The sequence below is a fragment of the Coprobacter fastidiosus genome (genome assembly GCF_030296935.1).
Taxonomy (GTDB): Bacteria; Bacteroidota; Bacteroidia; order Bacteroidales; family Coprobacteraceae; genus Coprobacter; species Coprobacter fastidiosus.
Map to the genome: position 1 here is coordinate 2,818,492 of NZ_AP028032.1, position 22,558 is coordinate 2,841,049.

Annotated in this window: 15 protein-coding genes and 1 pseudogene; 8 read left to right on the forward strand and 8 right to left on the reverse strand. The window is 38.8% G+C overall.

Annotation, left to right across the window (positions count from 1 at the left end; translation table 11 throughout):
* The first annotated feature begins 194 nt into the window (after positions 1-194).
* The gene (locus tag QUE35_RS11160; protein WP_022600836.1) at positions 195-1,043 is read left to right on the forward strand and encodes a hypothetical protein; all 849 of its coding nucleotides are present in this window, start codon (positions 195-197) and stop codon (positions 1,041-1,043) included.
* A gap of 127 nt (positions 1,044-1,170) precedes the next feature.
* On the opposite strand, the gene queF is transcribed toward QUE35_RS11160, so the two are convergent.
* Positions 1,171-1,620: a preQ(1) synthase gene (queF, locus tag QUE35_RS11165; protein ID WP_009318997.1), complete on the reverse strand. Its 450-nt coding sequence runs from the start codon at positions 1,618-1,620 to the stop codon at positions 1,171-1,173.
* Between the two features lie 8 nt (positions 1,621-1,628).
* Positions 1,629-2,309, reverse strand: a complete 681-nt coding sequence (locus tag QUE35_RS11170; RefSeq protein ID WP_031258434.1) for a queuosine precursor transporter — start codon at positions 2,307-2,309, stop codon at positions 1,629-1,631.
* Positions 2,310-2,547: 238 nt separating this feature from the next.
* Here QUE35_RS11170 and bla point away from each other — a divergent pair, with 238 nt between their 5' ends.
* Positions 2,548-3,435: a class A beta-lactamase, subclass A2 gene (gene bla, locus QUE35_RS11175; protein ID WP_022600834.1), complete on the forward strand. Its 888-nt coding sequence runs from the start codon at positions 2,548-2,550 to the stop codon at positions 3,433-3,435.
* Positions 3,436-3,546: 111 nt separating this feature from the next.
* Positions 3,547-4,491, forward strand: a complete 945-nt coding sequence (locus QUE35_RS11180) for a hypothetical protein (protein ID WP_022600833.1) — start codon at positions 3,547-3,549, stop codon at positions 4,489-4,491.
* Between the two features lie 252 nt (positions 4,492-4,743).
* Here the strand turns inward: QUE35_RS11180 and QUE35_RS11185 are convergent, their stop codons facing one another.
* On the reverse strand, positions 4,744-5,301 hold the full coding sequence (locus QUE35_RS11185; protein WP_022600832.1) for a DJ-1 family glyoxalase III: 558 nt from the start codon (positions 5,299-5,301) through the stop codon (positions 4,744-4,746).
* A 226-nt stretch (positions 5,302-5,527) separates the two neighbouring features.
* Positions 5,528-6,217, reverse strand: coding sequence for a YiaD family glycine zipper/OmpA-like lipoprotein (locus QUE35_RS11190; protein WP_009318985.1), 690 nt, complete (start codon positions 6,215-6,217; stop codon positions 5,528-5,530).
* Positions 6,218-6,486: 269 nt separating this feature from the next.
* Here QUE35_RS11190 and aroC point away from each other — a divergent pair, with 269 nt between their 5' ends.
* From aroC to QUE35_RS11215, 5 genes and pseudogenes are all read left to right on the forward strand, one after another.
* Positions 6,487-7,563, forward strand: a complete 1,077-nt coding sequence (gene aroC, locus QUE35_RS11195) for a chorismate synthase (protein WP_022600830.1) — start codon at positions 6,487-6,489, stop codon at positions 7,561-7,563.
* Between the two features lie 29 nt (positions 7,564-7,592).
* Positions 7,593-8,951, forward strand: a complete 1,359-nt coding sequence (locus QUE35_RS11200; protein WP_022600829.1) for a dipeptidase — start codon at positions 7,593-7,595, stop codon at positions 8,949-8,951.
* Positions 8,952-8,953: 2 nt separating this feature from the next.
* Entirely contained in the window at positions 8,954-9,886 is a 933-nt protein-coding gene (mnmL, locus tag QUE35_RS11205) for a tRNA modification radical SAM protein MnmL/YtqA (protein ID WP_022600828.1), read from the forward strand.
* 42 nt (positions 9,887-9,928) lie between these two features.
* Positions 9,929-11,047, forward strand: a pseudogene (locus tag QUE35_RS11210) (DUF362 domain-containing protein).
* Positions 11,048-11,202: 155 nt separating this feature from the next.
* Positions 11,203-12,309: a DUF4932 domain-containing protein gene (locus tag QUE35_RS11215; protein ID WP_031258433.1), complete on the forward strand. Its 1,107-nt coding sequence runs from the start codon at positions 11,203-11,205 to the stop codon at positions 12,307-12,309.
* Positions 12,310-12,862: 553 nt separating this feature from the next.
* On the opposite strand, the gene QUE35_RS11220 is transcribed toward QUE35_RS11215, so the two are convergent.
* From QUE35_RS11220 to QUE35_RS11235, 4 genes are all read right to left on the reverse strand, one after another.
* The gene (locus QUE35_RS11220) at positions 12,863-14,839 is read right to left on the reverse strand and encodes a right-handed parallel beta-helix repeat-containing protein (protein ID WP_022600824.1); all 1,977 of its coding nucleotides are present in this window, start codon (positions 14,837-14,839) and stop codon (positions 12,863-12,865) included.
* A 150-nt stretch (positions 14,840-14,989) separates the two neighbouring features.
* Positions 14,990-19,417 (reverse strand): hybrid sensor histidine kinase/response regulator transcription factor, encoded by a 4,428-nt coding sequence (locus QUE35_RS11225; protein WP_031258429.1) that lies wholly within the window; start codon positions 19,415-19,417, stop codon positions 14,990-14,992.
* Positions 19,418-19,446: 29 nt separating this feature from the next.
* The gene (locus QUE35_RS11230) at positions 19,447-20,673 is read right to left on the reverse strand and encodes a DUF4861 domain-containing protein (protein ID WP_022600822.1); all 1,227 of its coding nucleotides are present in this window, start codon (positions 20,671-20,673) and stop codon (positions 19,447-19,449) included.
* A 116-nt stretch (positions 20,674-20,789) separates the two neighbouring features.
* Positions 20,790-22,475 (reverse strand): glycoside hydrolase family 28 protein, encoded by a 1,686-nt coding sequence (locus QUE35_RS11235; RefSeq protein ID WP_009318972.1) that lies wholly within the window; start codon positions 22,473-22,475, stop codon positions 20,790-20,792.
* Positions 22,476-22,558 lie beyond the last annotated feature (83 nt).

A 22,558-nucleotide genomic window follows, 5' to 3' on the forward strand; every position in this document is an offset into this window, starting at 1 on the left:
ACTTTTATATATGGCCCGGTTATCGCGATAGTTTGTCTTTTGAGGATGAAATGTTAAAAAAACATCGAAAATCTCTTTTTCAGTACATAGATTTTGAAAACGTTAACAACCTGCTTACATTTGTCGATATTATATATGTTTCTTTTTGAAATTTATATGTTTATGTCTGTAACTGATTGCTTAAATAAAAAGATATGAACTTGAAAAATTTATTGATTATGGCGGCGATGTCTGTGATGACGTTCGGATTTGCCGCATGTTCTTCCGATGACGATGATGATAAAGACGGAATGCTTTATGATGATGTAAATTCGGAATATAATGACTATGTCAGTGTTTGCGGAATAAAATGGGCAAGAGGTAACCTTCAGCATTTAGGTGAAGATTGGAGGATTGCCGATCATCAGTGGGAATACTTTAATTATGTCGATGGTAATACCGGGTCGTCTATTTCACAAAGTTCTTCGCAAATGGATCATTTCAATTGGGGAGTATGCGGTGCAAATGCTTTGACTACCAGTTCTAGTGTTTGTGCAAAGAATGTGTCGCAGGATATAAGCGGTAAAATGTTTACCGATGAGGCATGTACGGCCGAGACCTCTGATTTTGCTGCCGCATTATACGGAGATATTGCTTATTGGGCAACACAAGGGGTATGGAGACTGCCGACACAAGCGGAGTTGCAGAAATTGTATAATGAAGCTTCATATCAATATGGATATTATACGACAGAGGATGGTAAAAATGTATATGGATATTTGTTTACTCCTCCGATGAAAAGCGGTCGTGTAGAGAATACTTCAGCACGTCAGATTACCGATGAAGAATTGGTCGGCGGGCTTTTCCTTCCGGCAACGGGGTATCGTATCTATCCGGGATCGACGATTTCTAAAAGCGGAGAAGTCGGCTATTACTGGACATCTCAGTATCGTAGTGCCGGAGATAATGATTATGCCTATTATTTAGAGTTGCAACCGACTCGGATTCGTTGGGCGGGAAATGCCAGCTATTACGGACGGTCGGTACGACCTGTGAAAAATTAGATTGTAGAGTAACCTGATTAAAATTTCCCATAAAGGAATCCTCAAAGCAGACTTGAATAAAATTTAAAAAAGGTAGCCGTTTCCGATAAATGTCAGGATAACGGCTACTTTTGGCATTATAACAGCTTTATCGATGGGTTCTCATTCTGTCTTTTGCCATTTCGGCATATTCAGTACCGGGACGTCCGTAATTGCAATATGGGTATATGCTGATCCCGCCTCTCGGTGTAAAAAAACCGGTAACTTCGATGTATTTGGGATTCATAAGTTTGATGAGATCTTTCATAATCAAGTTGACGCAATCTTCATGAAATCCTCCATGATTGCGAAAACTGAATAGGTAAAGCTTCAGACTTTTGCTCTCTACCATTTTTATATCCGGAATATAATCGATCTGTATAGTTGCAAAATCCGGTTGTCCTGTAATAGGACAAAGACTTGTAAATTCAGGACAGTTGAAACGTACCCAATAATCCATCTCCGGGTGTTTATTATTGAATGCTTCCAATACTTCAGGAGCATAATCTTGGGGATATTCTGTCTTTTTTCCTAATAGGCTTAGTGTCGTTTCTTCCATATTAAATATTATACTTCTTTTATTTTTAGTATATTATAAGAAATGTCGGTGTCATATACATCGCTTCCGTCAATTCGTTTGATTAGCTTTACCACTCGTATGGTAACCGGTAAAATAATAGCTTCGTAGGCCGATTTCAGAATTGCTTGAGTTACAATGAGTATCAGCAGCTCGTTAAACGGTACGACTCCGGCGAAAGCCACAGGAAAAAAGATCAAAGAGTCGGCGCTTTCTCCTACCAGTGTCGATACCATTGCCCGAAGCGAAAATCTTTTACCTTTGCTGGCTACTTTCATTTTGCTCATGACGTAAGCATTTAAAAACGATCCGGCCAAAAATGCGATCAAACTGGCTACAGCGATACGAGGAGTTGCGGCAAATACCAAAGAAAAGGCTTCTTGTCCGTTCCAGAATGAAGCCGGAGGCAAGAGTATTGCCAACTGTATAAGCGCTACGGCGAGAAAGTTCATGGCAAATCCTGCCCAAATGATCAACCGGGCTTTTTTATAACCCCATACTTCGGCAATACAATCATTTATAATATACGAGATAGGAAATACGATAAGTCCGGCAGTTGCCGTGACAGGACCTAAAGAGATCATTTTCACTTCCAGAATGTTGGAAATGATGAGGCATACACAGAAAAGTATGCTCAACACCATAAAGGGGAGGCTGACTGTTTTTTTCATACATCTTGTTTTTTACGTGGTTTATCAAGCACACGGGAGTGCAAAGGTACGATCTTAAGGAATACTTAATTGTTAAAAATGAAAAAATATTTATGCTTGTGTTTTTCTGAAAGAAGGAACTCTGATAATGCAATGGTGTGTCATCGCTTTTGAGGAACATTGATATATTTTTATAAAATACATCAGCTTGAGTATATTTTTCTCTATTTTTGTTTCTTATAAATACTATCGGATAATTATGAAATATTTTATTGTTGGGGTCTTAATCGCATGTTTTGCCGTTACAGAGGCTTTTTCAAAGGAAGAAAGAGAGCTGAAGATGCGTATTGCTTCTGTTCTGAAAGAGAGAAAGGCAACCGTCGGAATTGCTGTTTTATATGGGGATAACCGGCTTTTTGAAGTGAATAGGGGTGATTATCCGATGATGAGTGTTTGCAAATTTCCATTGGCTCTTGCAGTTCTTGATTATCTTCATAAAAATAATCTTTCTCTCGATACCGAGATATTTATTCGGGAATCGGATCTATTACCTGATACATATAGTCCTTTGAGAGATCGGCATCCTCAGGGTAATATTAAGATGTCGATACAGGAGTTGCTTTCTTACACGGTATCGTTGAGCGATAATAATGCGTGTGATATATTATTCGGGTATATCGGCGGGACAAAAGTTGTCGATGATTATATTAAGCGGTTGGGCATTTCGGGAATGTCTGTTGTTGCGACGGAAGCGGTGATGCATGAGTCGTTTGAGAAACAATACTGCAATACGGCTACACCGTCTTCTGCCGTTCTGTTGTTGGATAAATTTTTAAAAGAAGATTTGTTCAGAGACGAGTATGGGAACTATTTAAGAAAAATCATGATAGAAACATCTACGGGAAATGATAAGATAAAAGCCGGACTTCCTGAAAGGGTGGTAATGGGGCATAAAACCGGAAGCTCTGACCGGAATGTTGAAGGGGTAAAGGCGGGAGACAATGATCTGGCTTTTGTACAGTTACCCGACGGACAGTGCTATTGTATTGCCGTTTTTATACGGGATTCGAAAGAAGATGATAAAACAAATGCAGCTATAATAGCCTCTGTTTCAAAAGTTGTTTATGATTATATTGCAAAGAAGTAATAAGAGTCGGCTTTAATAAGCAAATTGTTTTGTATTTATTTAAGTATAAGTATATTATATATATTTTTTTTATTTCTATATTTGTTATTGTATAAATAAAGAGGTATTACCATGAAAAAACTTTATCTGATAATTTCTTGTACATTGTTTTTTATCGTAGAGTTGGCAGCCCAAATAACCGGTTTATTTACTTATGAAGGAGGGTATTTTGTGAAAGACGGGAATAATTGGGCAGAATACCGTCCTCAATCTAAGGATGGGGTATGGGCTTCTTATATGAAATATGACGAAGACGAAAATTATTACTATATAAATAATTCGAAATGTTCTCTTTGTGTTCCGAAGAAAAAGCACAATAAGTTTTATATTTCTAAAAATGGCGAATGGGAGGTGATTTATTATACAAAAGAGATTTATAGCTATTTTAAAGCAAACGGGCGTCAAATATATTGCTACGAAGGAGGGTATTTTGTAAAAGACGGGAATAATTGGGCAGAATACCGTCCTCAATCTGAGGATGGGGTATGGGCTTCTTATATGAAATATGACGAAGACGAAAATTATTACTATATAAATAATTCGAAATGTTCTCTTTGTGTTCCAAAGAAAAAGCACAATAAGTTTTATATTTCTAAAAATGGCGAATGGAAGGTGATTTATAACACGACCGATATATACGATGTTGCTTCGGAGTACGATTATATGCTTTATTTCAAATATTATAAAGTCGCTGATGCTGAAGGTAAATTACAAGAAGTGAATGAACCTGCATCGATCAGTCTTAGTAGAAAAGGTAAAATGCGCTTATGTTGCGGAAATAAAAGCTATGATGGGAAATTTAGTGAGTTGGCAGTGACAACATTAAGAAACTCTGATACGGAATTGGGATTTAAGTTGATCGTAGATGAAAATAATTATATCCAGTTTATCGGGGACTGGTGTATGGTTAATGTTGAGAGTATCTGTCCCTTTATGGATTTTATGGATTGTACAAACAAAGATTTGATAGAGATAATAAAAAATAAAATTAAGGATAAAAGTTTCTTTGTTGATTAAGAGCCTGTGTGGATTTCTAATAATAATATAATCAGGCCATTTTTGTGTTTCCTTTCAGTCTGTTTTCCCGTTTTCATTCGTCAGATAGTCCGTTATCCTTCTTATAAAAACAGAAAAACATCCTCGAAAGAAACTTTCAAATCTAACCCGAGTAAAATTCAGATGAGAACAGAGAAAGTTTATAAAGTCGGGGAAATAGAAATGCCGACAATCCTCACAAAATATCTTGTCGGCATTTTTTGTAAATTTTTACTATGCGTTTTCTGTCATCATTCCTTTTAAAACAGAGTCGGCGGTTTCTTTGCCCAATGTGTTTTCGATAATTTTTGCAGCAAATTTTATCGTAGAAGCCGGGCCGTTTCCGGTAATAATGTTTCCGTCTATTTCGACTGGTTGAGCTGTGTAAGTAGCTTCGGTGAGAAATTGTTCGAATCCCGGATAGCAAGTGGCCCGTTTACCTTTCAAAATTCCGTTCTTCCCGAGAACGAGAGCCGGTGCCGCGCAAATTGCAGCGATATTTTCTCCTGAAGCTGCCCTTTTTTTCAGCATTTCGATTAGTGGTGCATACTCTTCAAGATGTTTTGCACCGGGCAATCCTCCGGGTAATATGATCCATTGTGCGTCAGATATAGTTTGTGTATCGAAAGTCATATCTGCACGGACAATGATGTCATGGGCACCTTTGACTTCTAATTTCGGAGAGATAGATACTGTTTTTATTTCCATACCGGCCCGGCGTAACATGTCTGTAGTAGCAAGAGCTTCGATTTCTTCAAAACCTTCTGCTAATAAGAGATAAGATACTTTCATAGTCGTATTGAATTAATTCTTGTATTTTAATGAATATAACAAATATACAATAAAGATTTTGGGATTTTGAAAATTAAATTCGATGAAAATTTTTTTTAACAACAATTTATTCCGGTTGACTTTCGGGATTGTGAGAATCGGCAAAAATTTTTCTTTATATGGAAACGCCTCCGAAAATTTAAGAGAAAATTTTTGGAGGCGTTTCAAAATTTTTAAAGAACTGTTTTTATTGTAGAGTCCCTTGTTCGGCTTGTTTAATCATATTTTCGTTTGCTGTGATATAGATATCCACCCGACGGTTCTGTGCACGTCCTGCTTCAGTATCGTTGCTGGCGACAGGTTCGTGGTATGCTTTGCCGGCTGTAGTCATTCTGCTTCTGGGAATACCATTTTGTACGAGAAAGTCGGCAACAGCCTCAGCTCTTTGAGCGGAAATCCTTTCGTTTACGGCTAAAGTCCCGGTATTGTCGGTATGTCCCCATATTGTAATATCAGTTTCCGGAGTATTTTTTAGAGATGCGGCAAATTGAGACAATGCTGTTTTTGAAACTGCATTCAAAGTTGAACTGTTCAATTTAAATAGAATACCGTTGTCAAAAGTCACTTTAATAGCTTGAAGTCCGTTTTGGTCTGTTACGGTAGAAACTTGAGCATTTTCTATTTTTTCCAGTTCGGCTTTTTGCTTATCCATCTTTTTCCCGATAAGAGCTCCTGCGCCGCTACCTACCGCAGCACCCACGGCAGCACCGATTGCCGCGCCTTTACCTTTTCCTATAAGAGCACCGATTCCGGCACCTAAAGCAGCACCGCCACCCCCGCCAATGAGAGCACCCTTACCTGTATTATTCATTGTACCACAACTGGCGAGCATCATGATCGCAGCTAAAAACAGCGCTGTAAATTTCAGGTTTTTCATTTTTCTCTGTTTTTTATTGATAAAAGATTAAAATCTTGATTACAAATGTAGGTATTTTTTTAGTTATTGTACTTTGTTTCATTCTTCTTTTTTATAGAAATAAAAAGATTTTTTTATTGGAAAATTTAAAGTTCTAAATAGTACCGTTTTTATCAGAGTAATAAAAAAATCGGGAAGATTTTACCGTTAGATAAGTTTAATTTCATGTTTTTCTATTCAGGAAAAAGTCGTATCTTTACTTGCATATATTTTAGTAATATATTTAGACGATGAATAGTTTCGGAACAATATTCAGGCTTACTTCATTCGGTGAGTCTCATGGAAAAGGAGTAGGAGGCGTTATCGATGGGATGCCTGCAGGAGTTGAGATCGATATGGATTTCATACAGAAAGAGTTGAACCGTCGTCGTCCCGGACAGTCTTCGATTGTTACTCCGAGAAAAGAAGGAGATAAGGTAGAGTTTCTTTCAGGCATATTTAACGGATATTCTACAGGAACACCTATCGGCTTTGTCGTGTATAATGAAAATCAGCATTCCAGTGATTACGATAATTTAAGAGAAGCCTATCGTCCGTCCCATGCAGATTATACATATCAGCAGAAATACGGATACCGGGATCATCGAGGAGGCGGTCGTTCTTCGGCAAGAGAGACGATTGCCCGATGTGTCGCCGGGGCTTTGGCAAAGTTGGCATTAAGAAAACTTTCTGTCGATATCAGGGCATTTACCTCTCAGGTAGGACCGATCAAATTGCCTAAGGATTATACTCATTATGATTTGAATAAGATAGAATCGAATATCGTACGTTGCCCTGATGCCGATACGGCAGAAAAGATGATAGAATTGATTGCAGATGTCAAGTCCGAAGGGGATACGATTGGTGGGGTCATTACCTGTGTCATTAAGAACGTCCCGGTGGGATTGGGTGATCCGGTGTTTAATAAATTACATGCCGATTTGGGTAATGCCATGTTGAGCATTAATGCGGTAAAAGGTTTCGAATATGGTATGGGATTCGATGGTGTTCAGTATCGCGGATCTGAAATGAATGATGTGTTTATAAAAAAGGACGGTAAAGTTTCTACAATGACAAATCATTCGGGAGGAATACAAGGAGGAATTTCCAATGGAGAAGATATCTATTTCAGAGTTGCATTCAAACCTATTGCTACTATTTTGCGTGATATCCGAACACTGGATTATGCCGGCAATGAGATAAATCTGAAGGCAAAAGGACGTCATGACCCTTGTGTATTGCCTCGGGCAGTTCCTATCGTCGAATCTATGGCGGCAATGGTTATTCTCGATCATTATTTGTTAAATAAAACGAGACATATGGATTGAATGTATTTGAAAAATAAAGATTTGAAAGTATGAATGTAAAAGAATATATTGAGAAAAATCGCGGACGGTTTCAGGAGGAGTTGTTTTCTTTGATTAGAATACCTTCTATAAGTTCAGATCCTTCACATAAGAACGATATGCAAGAGTGCGCTTTGCGCTGGAAAAATTTATTGCTGGAGACCGGTGTCGATATGGCAGAGGTGATGCCGACTTCAGCAAATCCGGTAGTATTTGCTTCTAAAGTTATCGATCCGTCAGCTCCTACGGTTTTGGTTTATGGGCATTATGATGTGATGCCTGTCGAGCCTTTGGAGTTGTGGAATACCGATCCTTTTGAACTCGTAATTCAGGACGGACGTTTGTGGGCGAGGGGGGCTGACGATGATAAAGGTCAATCGTTTTTGCAAGTCAAGGCATTTGAGATTGCTTTGCGGGAGAAGCTGTTGAAATGCAATGTTAAGTTTTTGTTTGAAGGCGGAGAGGAGATCGGTTCTCCCGGGCTTGAAGATTTTTGCCTTGCTCATAAAGACCTTTTGAAATCGGATATAATTTTGGTTTCCGATACGAGTATGGTGGGAGCGGATGTCCCTTCTATTACTACCGGTTTGAGGGGATTGGCATATTGGGAAATAGAAGTGACCGGACCTAATCGGGATTTACATTCAGGTATTTTCGGAGGTGCGGTGGCAAATCCTATAAATGTTTTGTGTAAAATGATCGCCGGAATTACCGATAATGACGGACATATTACGATTCCCGGTTTCTATGATGACGTAGAAGAAGTTTCTGCTCGGGAACGGGAGATGTTGGCTGCCGTTCCTTATAGTGAAGATAAATATCGTGAATCATTGGATGTAAAAGCTCTTTTCGGAGAGAAAGGGTATTCGACGCTGGAGCGTACGGCGATTCGTCCGACATTCGATGTTTGCGGAATTTGGGGCGGCTTCACGGGAGAAGGGTCGAAAACGGTTCTTCCATCTAAGGCTTATGCTAAAGTTTCGTGTCGTCTGGTTCCGCATCAGGAACATGAAAAAATATCAGGAATGTTTATCGATTATATCAATCGTATTGCTCCTGATTATGTACGGGTAAAAGTGACACCGATGCATGGGGGAGAAGGGTATGTATGCCCGATAGATCTTCCGGCATATAAAGCTGCGGAAAAAGGCTATGAGGATGCTTTCGGGAAGAAACCTTTGGCTGTTCGTCGGGGGGGGAGCATTCCTATTATCGCAGCTTTCGAGAAAGTTTTAGGAGTAAAATCTATTCTTATGGGTTTCGGTCTGGAGTCGGATGCGACGCATTCACCGAATGAAAATATGCCGATAGATATTATGGACAAAGGAATAGAAGCGATTGTCGGATTTTATAGGGAGTACGGAAGATAAGAATGGATGATAAACCTTATGCCGATTTCGGGGTATTTCTGAAAAAATATTTTCGAGGTAAAGTTCAGAAAATTTCTATAAATGCCGGATTTACCTGTCCGAATAGAGATGGGACAAAAGGAAAAGGGGGATGTACCTATTGCAATAATCAGACTTTCAGTCCTGAATATTGCAATACCGACAAGTCTATTACCGAGCAACTGCAGGAAGGAATCGGTTTTTTCGGGCGCAAGTATCCCGATATGGAATATTTAGCCTATTTTCAAGCCTACACCAATACTTACGGAGATTTGCGATCGTTGCAGGGTAAGTATGAAGAGGCTTTGAGCGTTCATGGTGTTGTGGGGTTGATTATCGGTACACGTCCCGATTGTATGTCGGATCGACTTCTTTCCTATTTATCGGAGCTGTCGAAAAAATATTTTGTCTTGGTCGAGTATGGCATAGAATCGACATGCGATGAGACGTTGAGAAGAATAAACCGGGGACATACTTTTTCCGATTCTGCGGATGCGGTAATGCGTACGGCAAATGCCGGAGTTTTAGCCGGAGCTCACATGATTTTGGGACTTCCGGGAGAAGATCGGGAAATGATCATTTCTCATGCAGAAAGATTGTCTCAGTTGCCATTGTCGACATTGAAATTACATCAGTTGCAACTGATCCGCAATACCCGTATGGCGTACGAGCAGGTGGAGAATCCTGAAGAATTTCACCTGTTCGATGTCGATGAATATATCGATTTGGTGATTGATTTTATCGAACATCTGAGACCGGATATTACAGTCGAACGTTTTGTTTCCCAGTCTCCCGATGATTTGTTGATAGCTCCGAAATGGGGATTAAAAAATCATGAATTCACTGCTCGTTTATTGAAACGTATGTTGCAGAGGAATAGTAGACAGGGGAAAATGTATGTTCCGTCTGTACTGTAATATATTTTGAAATTGTATTTTTGCAGTCATAAATTTATCGATATGGAAAAGTCTAAAGTTTTTTTTACCGATCTGCACACGACACCGTCCAGTAATTTGTTGGATAAGATGGAACGTCTTTGCCGTAGGGCAGGTATTGCAGGATTGGATTTTTCGAATCCGTTTACTGCAATAAAAATTCATTTTGGCGAACCGGGTAATTTAGCTTATATCCGTCCGAATTATGCAGCTCGTATGGCTAATTTGTTAAGAAGTTTAGGAGCGAAACCTTTTTTGACCGATTGTAATACCCTTTATTCGGGACGTCGTTCCAATGCGGTCGATCATTTACGCAGTGCTATGGAGAATGGTTTCAATCCTATCTCGGCGCAGTGTGATGTAATTATCGGAGACGGACTGAAAGGAACTGATTATAAGGAGATCGAAATAAATCAGTAATATTGTCGGACTGCAAAAATAGGAACGGCAATTGCTGATGCAGACGTGATCGTGACAATGAATCATTTTAAAGGTCACGAACAAGCCGGGTTCGGAGGTGCTTTGAAGAATCTCGGAATGGGTTGTGCCAGTGTCGGAGGAAAGCTGGAGCTGCATTCTGCTTCATCACCCAGAATAGAGGAAGCAAATTGTAAGGGTTGCAATATTTGCGTAAAACATTGTGCTCATGATGCGATACACCTAAATGATCGTCATATCGCTCAAATCGATTATGAAAAATGTGTCGGATGCGGGCAATGTGTAGCCTTGTGCCAATATGATGCCGCACAATTGGGTGAAGGTGATACTTCGGAACGGTTGAACTATAAGATTGCCGAATATTCTTTGGCCGTATTGCAAGATAAACCTCAGTTTCATATCAGTTTTATTATGAACGTATCGCCTGAATGCGATTGTTGGAATCATAATGATGCGGCTATTGTTCCCGATCTAGGTATGGCTGCATCCCTCGATCCGGTTGCTTTGGATATGGCTTGTGCCGATTTGGTAATGAATGCTCCGTTGATTCCGGGCAGTCGTTTAGCGGAAGAACATCCGCATGAACATCTTGAAGGTGTAGATAAATTCGCCTGTCTGCATCCGGATACCAATTGGCGGGCAGGATTGGAACATGCCGAAAAAATCGGTTTGGGTATACGTGATTATGAACTGATAAAGGTTTGATCGACAGACATATTCAAAAACGGATAAATTAAAATGTTTTGAATATAAAAAATGTTTTAGAGGCAGTCTAAATTTTGTATGGACGTTTTTAAAAAGAGTTTTTTTGAGAGAAATTTAGTTGTATAAATAGTAAGTTTTCTAGAAAATAAAATAATATGAGAATAAGATTGTTCATGTATTGTTTGTTCTGGTCTTTTTGTATTTTTCATTCTAAGGCTCAGATTATAGGACCACAAGTTAATGAAAATGTAGAACTTATGAGTATTTTGGCGCGCTTGGCTGGATATCCGGAATATAATATGGACATGGCCGGACAATATATTACGGACATTGACTTACATTTCAAAAATACATTTGAACATCCGGCTGTAATCTACATGAAAGACCTTAGGAAGCAACATGGGATATCGTATGATGCTGTTATGTCCATGGCCCTTCACGTAAAAGAGAAAGAAGGAAAATTTTTTCTAATAGAAGAAGAAATAAACATGCTGAGAGAGCAGTGGGATAAAGTGGACAAGAATAAGTTCCTGAATTTACTTGCTGATTTCTATAAAGAAAGTCGTTTCCATGACTTCTTTAAAGCTCATCAAGAGTTTTACCAGAAAGGTATACAAGCTTACGAGGACAAAGTTTCTAAATATATTGATGAGAATTGGTTCGAATCATTTTATGGAAATGTGTTGAACGAGAAATTTTCTATCATCATCGGTTTTTGTAACGGTGGCGCAAACTATGGCGTAAGTCGTCATATAAAAGGGGAACAAAAAGAAGTGTTTGCTCTTGTGGCTTATTTTGTAAACAACAATGAGAATAAACCATTATACGTTAAGGAGGATTTATTGACTTTAGTACATGAGTTTAACCATTCTTTTATCAACTATTTGTTGGATGAAAGCAGGTATCCTAATCATGTAAAGGCTCTTGAAAGTTCTGGAAGTTATTTGCTTGAATCGTCAATGTGGGCTATGTCGCAACAGGCATATGGAGAGTGGAAAAGTATGATTAGTGAATCATTGGTGCGTGCTGCCGTAATTTGTTATATGTTGGATAAGAACTACAAACCGGAAGACGTGAGAAAAGAACTTTTGTATAATATGCAGCGTAATTTCAGATGGATGCCGGAATTGGTCGGGTTGTTAAGAAAATATGAGAGAAAGCAAAAAAAATACGGTAATTTTGAGAATTTCTATCCACAAATAATAGATTTTTTTGTAAATTATGCTGAAAAAGAAAATAAAAGATTGAGTAATGTAAAGTAATAGGAAATTTTTCTTCGGTAATATATATCTTGATAATAAGTTGTTTTTTTAGAGAACAGTCTTTTTTAGATAAGTTTTGTATCTTTTTTCTGGATATCCTAAATTGAAATGTTTTGGATGTAAAAATTTATTTTAGGAGCGAATAATATTTTTTGATAAGAGAAATATTATTCGCTTCTTTTTGTGTTATCTTCTATACCATAACGTTTTTGAGCTATCGGTACGGTTACCTTATCGAGAAAGTCTCCGACTATTCATGTGGATTGCTCTTGACTTTGATCCGATGAAATTCAGACAGAGTTTAAGAATGAAAGTCTTGCTCACTTTTTTTGCAAGAAATATTGCTGATTGTCGATAATAAATTATTTCAGATCGTTTTTGCGTATTTAAAATGTATTCGTTTAAGTTTAAAAATTTTGATATGACAAATTTTTTGATTTATAATACTTTGATTATTGTCATTGTATTATGACACAATTTTATATCTTGGTCTTAATACGAAGAAACAAATTAGTAGTATTCTTCATAAAAATGTTTAGTTATTAAGTAATATTCAATACATTATTTTTGAAATAATGGTGTTCCCTTTCATATCTTTTATCCGAACTATATAATATCCTCGGTTCTGAGCCGAAAAATCGATTGTTGTCGTATTTTTATTTTGAAAACAAAGTTTTCCAGATATATTATATATAGTAACGGATTTGTTTTCAGGAAGATATAGAATGTTCCCGGTTAAATGAATATTCGTTATATCGGTTACTTCCGTTTCGGGAACACCGGTGGTCATGTTATCAGGTTTTACGATAAAATCATATATATTCCATCCCGAAGATTTGGAAATAAGGCGAAAAAACAGGTCTTTTGTTCCGTCGAAATCAATGCAGATTGTTTTTCCTGTTGCATCGTTAGTTACTTCCAACAATCCTCCTGGAATGTCGGAAAAATTTATGCCGTCTATAGAACTTTGCAATGATAGGGAACGGGGATTGATATTGATACCTGATGCCGCAACATGGCATATTACTTGTTTTACTTTAGGTTGTTTGGGGAATTGTACATAAGAGCCGTTGCCGTCTAATTTGACAGCTCCGGAAGATCCTGGTGCGTTTGCTGCTTGTGATGGAATAAAACTTCCCGATTTACTGCCAGTTCCTCCTATGGTAATTCCGTGCTGTGTTCCGGTAGTTCCTCCTGTTACTGTCTCGGCCGAAAAGATTCCCGGAATCGTACTGAAGTTTACCGTATAATCTTCGAGAGGGTCGGACGGATCGATATCTATATCTCCCGGTTGATATTCGTATGCGCCTAAATCGGGGGCATTACCGTTATAGGAAATACCAGTAATGACGATGCCTTTGTCGATGAGCGAACTGGTCGATTTCAAATGCAGACAGGTGAAATCCGGTAAATTCCCGTTTTCGTCACGATCTGCCAAATATTGATTTATGTTCAGGCTTACAAAATCATCTGTGTTGCAATTCAGATTTTCGTCCCATGTGTTATGACTCATATCTATCTGATCTGTACGACAGCTTATATTCGGTGTCGTATTCGATACTGAAATGCAATTTTTTATCGTTATTTTTTTCCCTTCAGCCAGATCTTGCTGTTTTTCTTTGGCTGCTACGAAAATATAGTCGTTTCCTTCATTAGCATAGGATGTACAATTATATAGAGTCATACTACCTATATTGCTATTCCGGTCAAAACCGTTTTTTTTATTTTTGGCCGCTACGCAATTTTTTAATATGGCATTATGCGAGCGTAAAGCATCGGCATCGCATCCTCCCATTTTAAAGCCATTACCGTCTCCAGCCGCAGTTCCGTCCTGCAATATTCCGTTCATAAAAGCATAACAGCCTTCGTAAGTCGTAGTGATGTCGTTGCTGTCTTTTAAATATCCGTCATATCCGTCATCAGAGTTCATCCATGCACGGCAATATCTGAATATGTTACCTGTTCCGGCACTTGTTTTACAGGCAAAACCATCTGCATTTCCCATATTTTTATCTGCATTATAATATGAATCGCAGTTCAGGATAAGATTATATGTCGCACCTCCTCCGATTTGTAATCCGGTATCTCCGTTTTCACTGAACCTGCAAAATTCTATTGTGTTGTAGTTTCCCCCATCGATATAAAGTCCATTGTCACCGGCTTTAATAATATCCAATCCTGTAATGTGCCAATAATCTCCCGACAATTGAATTCCCCGGGCATTACTATCGAAGCGAGGTTGTCCGCTGAAGTCCAGAACCGGACGTCCAGTTTCCGGCTCGGGTTGCATCTTGATTGGAGAAGAGGTTGTTCCGTTTCTGCTTATTTTAACGGTTTCCGATAGAGAATAAGTCCCTCCGGCAAGATAGATAACGTCTCCCGGATTTGCTTTTTTTACGGCAGTCGTTATGTTGTAGGGGTTCTCTTTGCTTCCGTCGCCCTCCGGTTTTCCATTTGTCGACACATAATACGTTGTTGCAGAAACGTGTAAAATCAAGAATTGGAACGCTAAAAATAAAATTTTCCGCATGATTTTGTTTATTTAGGTATTTTCTAAATGCAATATTATATCACATAGGAGATAAAAGAGCGTATTTTTCGGTATAAACGGTGGAATATTTGATACATTCGGAATAATAAAAACAAAAACTCCCTGATGTGAGAGTTTTTTGTTTTTTATTTACTTGTTTTTTCCTTGTATCTTATCTTTATATTCAGTAGGAGTCATTCCGTACTTTTGTTTAAAACACCGACTGAAATAGCGAGGATCGCTGATCCCTACCATATAAGATATTTGAGAAATGTTGTATTCATCGTTACAAATCAGTTCGGTAGCTCTTGTCAAGCGAAATTCTCTTATATACTCTACGGGGGAAAGACCGGTAAGCGCCTTCAGCTTTTTGAAGAAGACAGTTCTTCCCAACCCTACTTGTGATACTAATTCATCGATTGTGAAGTCGCTGTTATCGAGTTCCTTTTCCAATACGACGGTAATTGTATCAATGAATTTTTGATCGCGGGAGTTCAGTACCGGTTGATCGGGACTTTTTGTTTCAGAATTTTTGTTATCGGTAGAGTGAGAAGCGTAGTATTCCTGAAGTTTTTTACGTGCTCGCAAAATGTTCTCGATTTTGGCTTTCAGATAAGTTGCGCTAAACGGTTTGGTGATATAATCGTCTGCTCCGTTTTCCAAACCCTCCATTTGATTCTCAAGCGATGATTTTGCTGTGAGCAAAATTACAGGAATATGGCTCGTATTAATGTCTTCTTTGAGTTTCCGGGTAAACTCTATTCCATCCATTTCGGGCATCATAACATCCGAAATAACAATATCCGGTTGTAAATTGCTTAGCCGGTTCAAAGCATCTGCACCATTTATGGCTTTATGAACTTCATATTCGGAACATAGGATGGTGCGAAGAAATTCTTGCAAGTCGGTGTTATCCTCAACGACCAGTATAACTGGTTTTCCGGTAGATTCTTGCATCGGATTTCCTGCATTGTCCGTATATCCGATATTTTCTTGAATATTTTTAGTTTCCTTATCTGTTGTTTCGGTTGTCAGTTCTTTTTTGATTAAATCGGCTTCGTTCCCGAAATGCCTGTATCCTTTTCTGAAAGTTACAGTAAATGTACTGCCTTTACCTTCAATGCTTTTTACCTGTATGGTAGCGCCATGCATATTGATCAGTTCTTTTGTTAAGTGCATGCCTACTCCTGTTCCCGGCTGCTTAGAGAGATTTTGTTTTTCGGAACTGGAAAATCTGTCGAAAATCGAATTGATTTTATCTTTATTGATCCCTATACCTTCGTCCGAAACTTGAAGGATTAAGTTATCATTTGTTTCAGAGGTCTTGACCGTAATAGATTTATTCGAGAATGTAAATTTGAAGGCATTCGAAAGCAAATTGCTCAGGATCGTTTCGAGTTTTTCTTTATCAGCCCATAAAATCGCCCCGTGCGAATGATCTTCGACAGAGAAATGGATGTGACGTTCTTCTGCTAACGGATAAAAATTTTCACAGATTCGTTGTACTTCAACCCCGAAATTAATTTCTTCTACGCTTAGACGCATTTTTTTGTTTTGAATTTTCCTGAAATCCAGGATTTCATTGATCAGCCTAAGCATACGATTTGTATTCCGCTCTACTAATTGGAGCTGTTCTTTGACTTCGGGATTTACTTTTTCATTATGTAAAATATAATCTACCGGTCCGGCAATTAATGTCAGAGGGGTGCGGAGTTCGTGAGAAATATCCGTAAAAAAGCGAAGCTTCATTTGGGTTAGAGTGTGTTCCATCTGCACTTCGTGTTTCAACCGATATATGGTGAACAGCACATACATGACTGTTCCCATAATAAGAAGCAATACTATGATATAAAATATATATCCGGCTGTGCTGTTCCAAAATGACGGTAAAACCTTTATTTTAAGTTCTCTTTCGTTATCGATCCATTTTCCGTCGCTATTTGTTGATTTTACACGAAAGGTATATTCTCCTTTGGGCAAATTGGTATAAGTTGCAGTCCGTTGGTTATTTGCGTATGTCCAATTTTTATCAAATCCTTCTAATTTATATGCGTAATGAATCAATGAAGGATCTCTGAAATCCAAGGTTGAGAACTCTATACTGAAATCGGATTGTTTGTGCGTCAGTGTCATTTCTTCCTGATCATCTAAAAGTTCCTTTAACGGGGAGTCTTCTGTTGTCGGATCTACTTCTCTCCCGAACAAAAGAAAACGGCTGAATGTCAAAGGCGAAAAGTAATCTTGTTTTTTTAGTTTCTCGGGCGAGAAGATATAAATTCCGTCATCACTGCCGAGAAGAATATCTTTACCCATTTTGCAGATTGTCGCTTCTGAAAAATAACGGACGTCAATTCCCGACTCGATGCCATAGTTCTCAAAAGTATTTTCTTTCGGTTTAAATTTGGTAATGGTGCTTTCTGTTCCCATCCATATATACCCTCGGCTATCTTCGGTAATGCTGTACACGATGTCGCTCGGTTGAGGAACTTGAGAAATATAATTTTCAAATTTGAAACGCTCATTCCATTGATATGGTGGTGTTATTTTCAGCAGTCCGCCTCCGAAAGTACCGATATAAATTGTGTTATCCGATGCCGGATAAATGTAATGTACATCATTGGCCGTAAGGCCGTCTTTCGACATATTGTCTTGCCGCAAATGGTTGAATTCAAGGGATTCCGGAGACGTGAAATGTGTAGAGAAACAGAGAAGCCCGCCTGTTGTTCCGACAAACATATTACCGTTTTTATCGCAGCAGATATGACGTGTACGGAAACAGGAGGTCATCGGATAGTTTTTCAATTGATTTCCCGGATGGATAAATCGTGTTTTGCCATTGGCGGTATCGATATAATTGATACCGCCACCATAAGTGGCTATCCATATCCGTCCTTCTGTATCTTGTGTGACGCAATATACATTATTATGGCTCAGGCTGAAGGGGTTTTTCCGATCGTGTTTGAAATTTACCATACGAAATCCGGAATGAATATCTTTTCCGGTTAACTTATAAAGACCGTTGCCTTTTGTCCCTAACCAGATATTTTTATCTTTATCTTGAAAAATACAGTAAACGATCCCTTTGAACGGGGTGCCGTTACCTATTTTTCCGTTATCTAATAATTTGCCTATGGGGGAGTAGTTGCGGTCATACAGGTATAACGAGCCTTCTTTTGTCGCTACCCATAGATTATTTTGATCGTCTTTGAATAGAAATCTCACTTCGTTTACAGAGAAAGAGTTTGCCGAAGTGTTCGGTCGGAGTATTTCAACGGGAGTTTCTACAAAGCTTATTTTTTCAAGGCCTTTCGAGTGTGTGCACAACCAAAGGTTTCCTTGGCGGTCTGAGAAGGCGGTGTGCAGGATATTCGAAAATTTTCTTGCCGGGTCTTCCGGTGCATTATAAAAATATTTTAGTTTGTTTTCTTGTCTGTCGTAATAAGAGAATGCACCTCCGGACGGGCGTATCCATAATCTGCCTTTGCAATCTTCTGAAATAAAAGGTGTAGGGGGGTATGAGTAGGGATTAATGACATCTCCTTTTAGCCAGAAATAATCGGTAGTACCGTTTTTGAGATTATGATGCAAAACACCGGTTTCGGAAAGTAGTAACCATATTTCGTTATGGGAATCTATAAAAGCCGAAATCATTTGCTGATGACGGGCTTGTAACGGAAATGTGTCTTGTTTTACATGGGATATTTGTCGGGTCGTTATGTCATAGATAAAAAATCCGTCTCGTTCGGTAAGAAAAAGAAGCTGTTTGTTTTTAAGTTGTTTAATGGAACAGATTATGTCTTCGGTCGGAAGTTGAATCAGTTCTGATATTCCGTTGTCGCTTTGCCTGAATATTTGACCGGAAGAAGAAGAAAACCACATGTGTCCTCCACTGTATAAAGCATCGTATATAATCGGTTGATGTACAGATGAAGGATAATGTACAGGATACGAATTTCCTACGGAATCTACCGAAATCATACCTTGCTTTGTCATGATCCAACTGTTTTTCTGAGGATCAGTATAAATTTTGTTTACGATGTCACTCGGCAGTTTTTTATTTTTTGTAGAATACCAATGGCTGGTTAGATTGTGCGTTTCAGGATCGGTTTCGATTCTGAAACAGCCTTCGGTATCGGATAATAACCACATCTTTCCTTCTCCGGCATGTTGAATATGTGTAATCCCTTTTCCACGATTGCTCCTTTCATGGGCATTTATCGGAATATTGTTGAATTTTTCTGAGCGGGGATCAAATCGGTGTACCTGACCGTCATAGGAGAGTACCCAAATGTATTGGTAACTATCTTCAATAATCAAGTCTACCCGGTTGTTTATCAGGCTTTCAGGATCAGAAGGCGTGGATTTATAAGTTTTAAACCGATACCCGTCGAATTTGCTTAACCCATTCCATGTCCCGAACCACATGAACCCCTTTTTGTCTTGAGTAATACTCATAACCGTTTTTCCGGATAGTCCGTCGTCAGGAGCATAATGAGCGAAACTGCACTTTGGCTGGGCGTATGATAGCCCTTTAATACAGCATAATAGTGTTAGGATGATAGTAAATTTAAGTTTCAAGGCTCTTTATAATTGGTTTCGAAACAAATTTAATAATTTATTTCTAACAAATTGCAAGGCCGGGAAGCCCAAATTCGGACATATTTGAAAAAATCCTTTGAATTGTGATATCCGAAAGTTTCTTTGTGTGAACATACGGTTATGCGATAGTTTATTTGATTGTTATTGTCCGGTTCGACCAAGTATAAATAATTCGCTTTGTCTTCAGCGGGTTTGATGCATTTTGCTTTTCGAAGATCTACCGCTAAGCCGAGAGTCTGTTTCTCGTATTTTATTGTATCGTTTACAGGGAAATCCGTACCCCAAACGGCAATTCTGTTTTTTCCGTTTTGATCCATTTCGCAGTCTTTGATTTTTTGTACTCCGGTGCAAAAAATAAGACTGTCCGTATCTCCGGTAAATGTATTGTAAACTTCTGCATCGCGATGTCCTGCATATAAAATATAGCGAGATTTCAAATCTATTTTTTTCCCATTGTAAAGCCATCCGTAGCTGTTCATATCTACTACCGTTCTTAATGGGCCGCTTGCAATGATGCGGGCTTCACGGTTATCTACCGGTTCTATATGTATGGCCTTTTTCCCGTTCCAACCTTTTAGTGTCCCGACTCCGGTACTTCCGCTTACTCTCAGGATGTCATCACCGAATCCTTCGGCAAGTTGTTCATCTGTCGGATACCAAAGCGAACGTGCCAGTTCCAATTGTTTATGATATTTACCATATACATCCACAGTCTGTTTTTTATCAAAATAGATGCGGTAAGCCATTAGTTCAGATTCGAATGCCGGTCCGTGATGATGGAGATTTTTGTAGAGCGTTCCGGTCGGAGAAGATGCTTCCGTAATCGGAGTAATGGATTTATCTTTCTCTTTTTTGAACATTTGAGCATGTACGCGGGCTGCATATCTGTTTGTCGGGAATGGCTTTTCAGAAAATGTAATAGTGAATTCCTTTTTTTCTTTACCTTTAAAATCCGAAAGAAAAACGATTTCATCGGCTATGCCGTCTTGGTCGAGATCATCGAGCTGAGATGCAATTTCTTTTCCTTTATAATAGATGGTGACTCCTTTTACGTTATTGTCTTTTACAGGTAGAACGATAGCTGCATCGTAAATCTGCTCATTCGAATTGTTCCGGACTCTGCATGTCCGGGTTACTTGAGCTTGTACCCACAGACTTGAGAATATGAAAATGAAAACGGTTAAATATTTCATGTAATAAATTTGTCGGGACGGATAATTAAAAAGAGTTTCCATAAATTTAAACTGGTTCTGAGGTAAAACCATAAGCACGATTTGTCTCGGCTTATGGTTTTGTCAACACACAAATAATATGATATTAAAGGATAATTCCGGTAATTTGTCCGAAGTTATTATTTCAAAACAATTGCTTTTTCGGAAACTTCAGTTCCGATTTTTGCATTTGCTTCCAGCCGGGAAGAGTTTTTGATCTGAATATTTTCAGTCTTTTCACCGCTGATAGTAAGTGCTCCTTCTTTTGTCGGACAAGAAAAATTATCTACAAGAATATTTTTCGAGTTCTTAATTGTCAATGCAGCTCCTTTAGAAGGGGATATTTTTACGTTCTTGAATATTGCTCCGGTAGTTTCGACAACTTCTGCTCCCAATTGTGCTGTGATATTGCAATCGCTGACAGTTACATTTTGTACGTTCATTTCGGGGAGTCCGTTGAAATACATCGCCCGGCGAGCACCTTGACAGTTGACTCTTGAAATTGTAATATTTCTGAAAGCCGGAGTTTCTTCGGTTACGGCAGGGATGTTGCTTTCTTCTTTTACTTCATCCCCGTCGGCGAGAACTTCAGAAGCGGATTTACCTCCGTAGTACAGATCGAACAGTAACGCATCGGTAGGGATATTGATCATGTCGATGTTCTTGATAAAGATATTTTCTACGACCCCTCCGCGTCCCCGAGTACTTTTAAAGCGCAGTCCGACATCTGTTCCAAGAAATTGACAGTTCGATACCGATATGTTTTTCACACCGCCAGACATTTCGCTTCCTACGACAAAGCCTCCGTGTCCGTGATACACGACACAATTATCGACAATAACGTTTTCACAAGGTATTCCACGTTTGCGTCCGTCAGCGTCTTTCCCCGATTTTATACAGATTCCGTCATCACCGACATCAAAAGAGCAATTCGTAACGATTGTGTTTTTACAAGACTCTATATCTAATCCGTCACCGTTTTGAGAATACCATGGGTTTCGGACGGTAAGATTTTCTATCGTTACGTTTTCGCACATGAGAGGGTGGAGGTTCCAACTGGGAGAATTTTGAAAGGTTACTCCTTGTAACAATACGTTTGTGCAATCGATAAAACTTAGTAGTACCGGACGAAGAAAGTCTTTTACTTCTTCCCATTCTTCGTCGGTTTTCAGCCCGCGAGGAACATTCATGTCACTACGCTCGTTTCCGAGTTTCGATTTTGCCGAGGGATACCAAATATCCTTTTTGTCATTCAATACTCCGCCTTTTTGCAATAAGGCTTTCCATTGGCTTGCCGTGAGTTTCGATTTCTTGACAGGACGCCAAGCATCCCCGTTTCCATCGATAGTTCCTTTCCCTGTTATAGCAATATTGACAGCTCCTTTGGCACTTATAGGCGATTGGCATCTGCGTGTATCCAATCCTTCGAAAGACGTATGTACGATCGGGTATAAATCGAAGTCGTCGCTGAATAAAATTATAGCTCCTCCTTGGAGATATATATGAATGTTGCTTTTCAATACGATCGGTCCTGTGTACCATATTCCTTGAGGTATAACAAGAGTTCCGCCTCCTTTTTTTTCTAAGGCCTCTATTGCTTTGGCAAAGGCTTCGCTATTGAGTGTAGTCCCGTCTCCTACACCTCCGAACTGAGTTATAGTAACTTTATAATCGGGAAATACAGGGCGTTGTACCGGATCCATTTTGAAAGGGAGATTCTTATAGAGTTCTTGAGATGACACTCCTTTACTTTTTGCTAAAACGGATGTGGTGAACATTGAAAAAATAATAGTACCGAATAGTATCGGTTTGAAAAATTTGTTCATCATGTTATTTATTAAAAAGGTGTTATATATTTATATTGCAAAACAACTCCTTTATTTTAGTATAAACGTGTATTTTTTGTGCT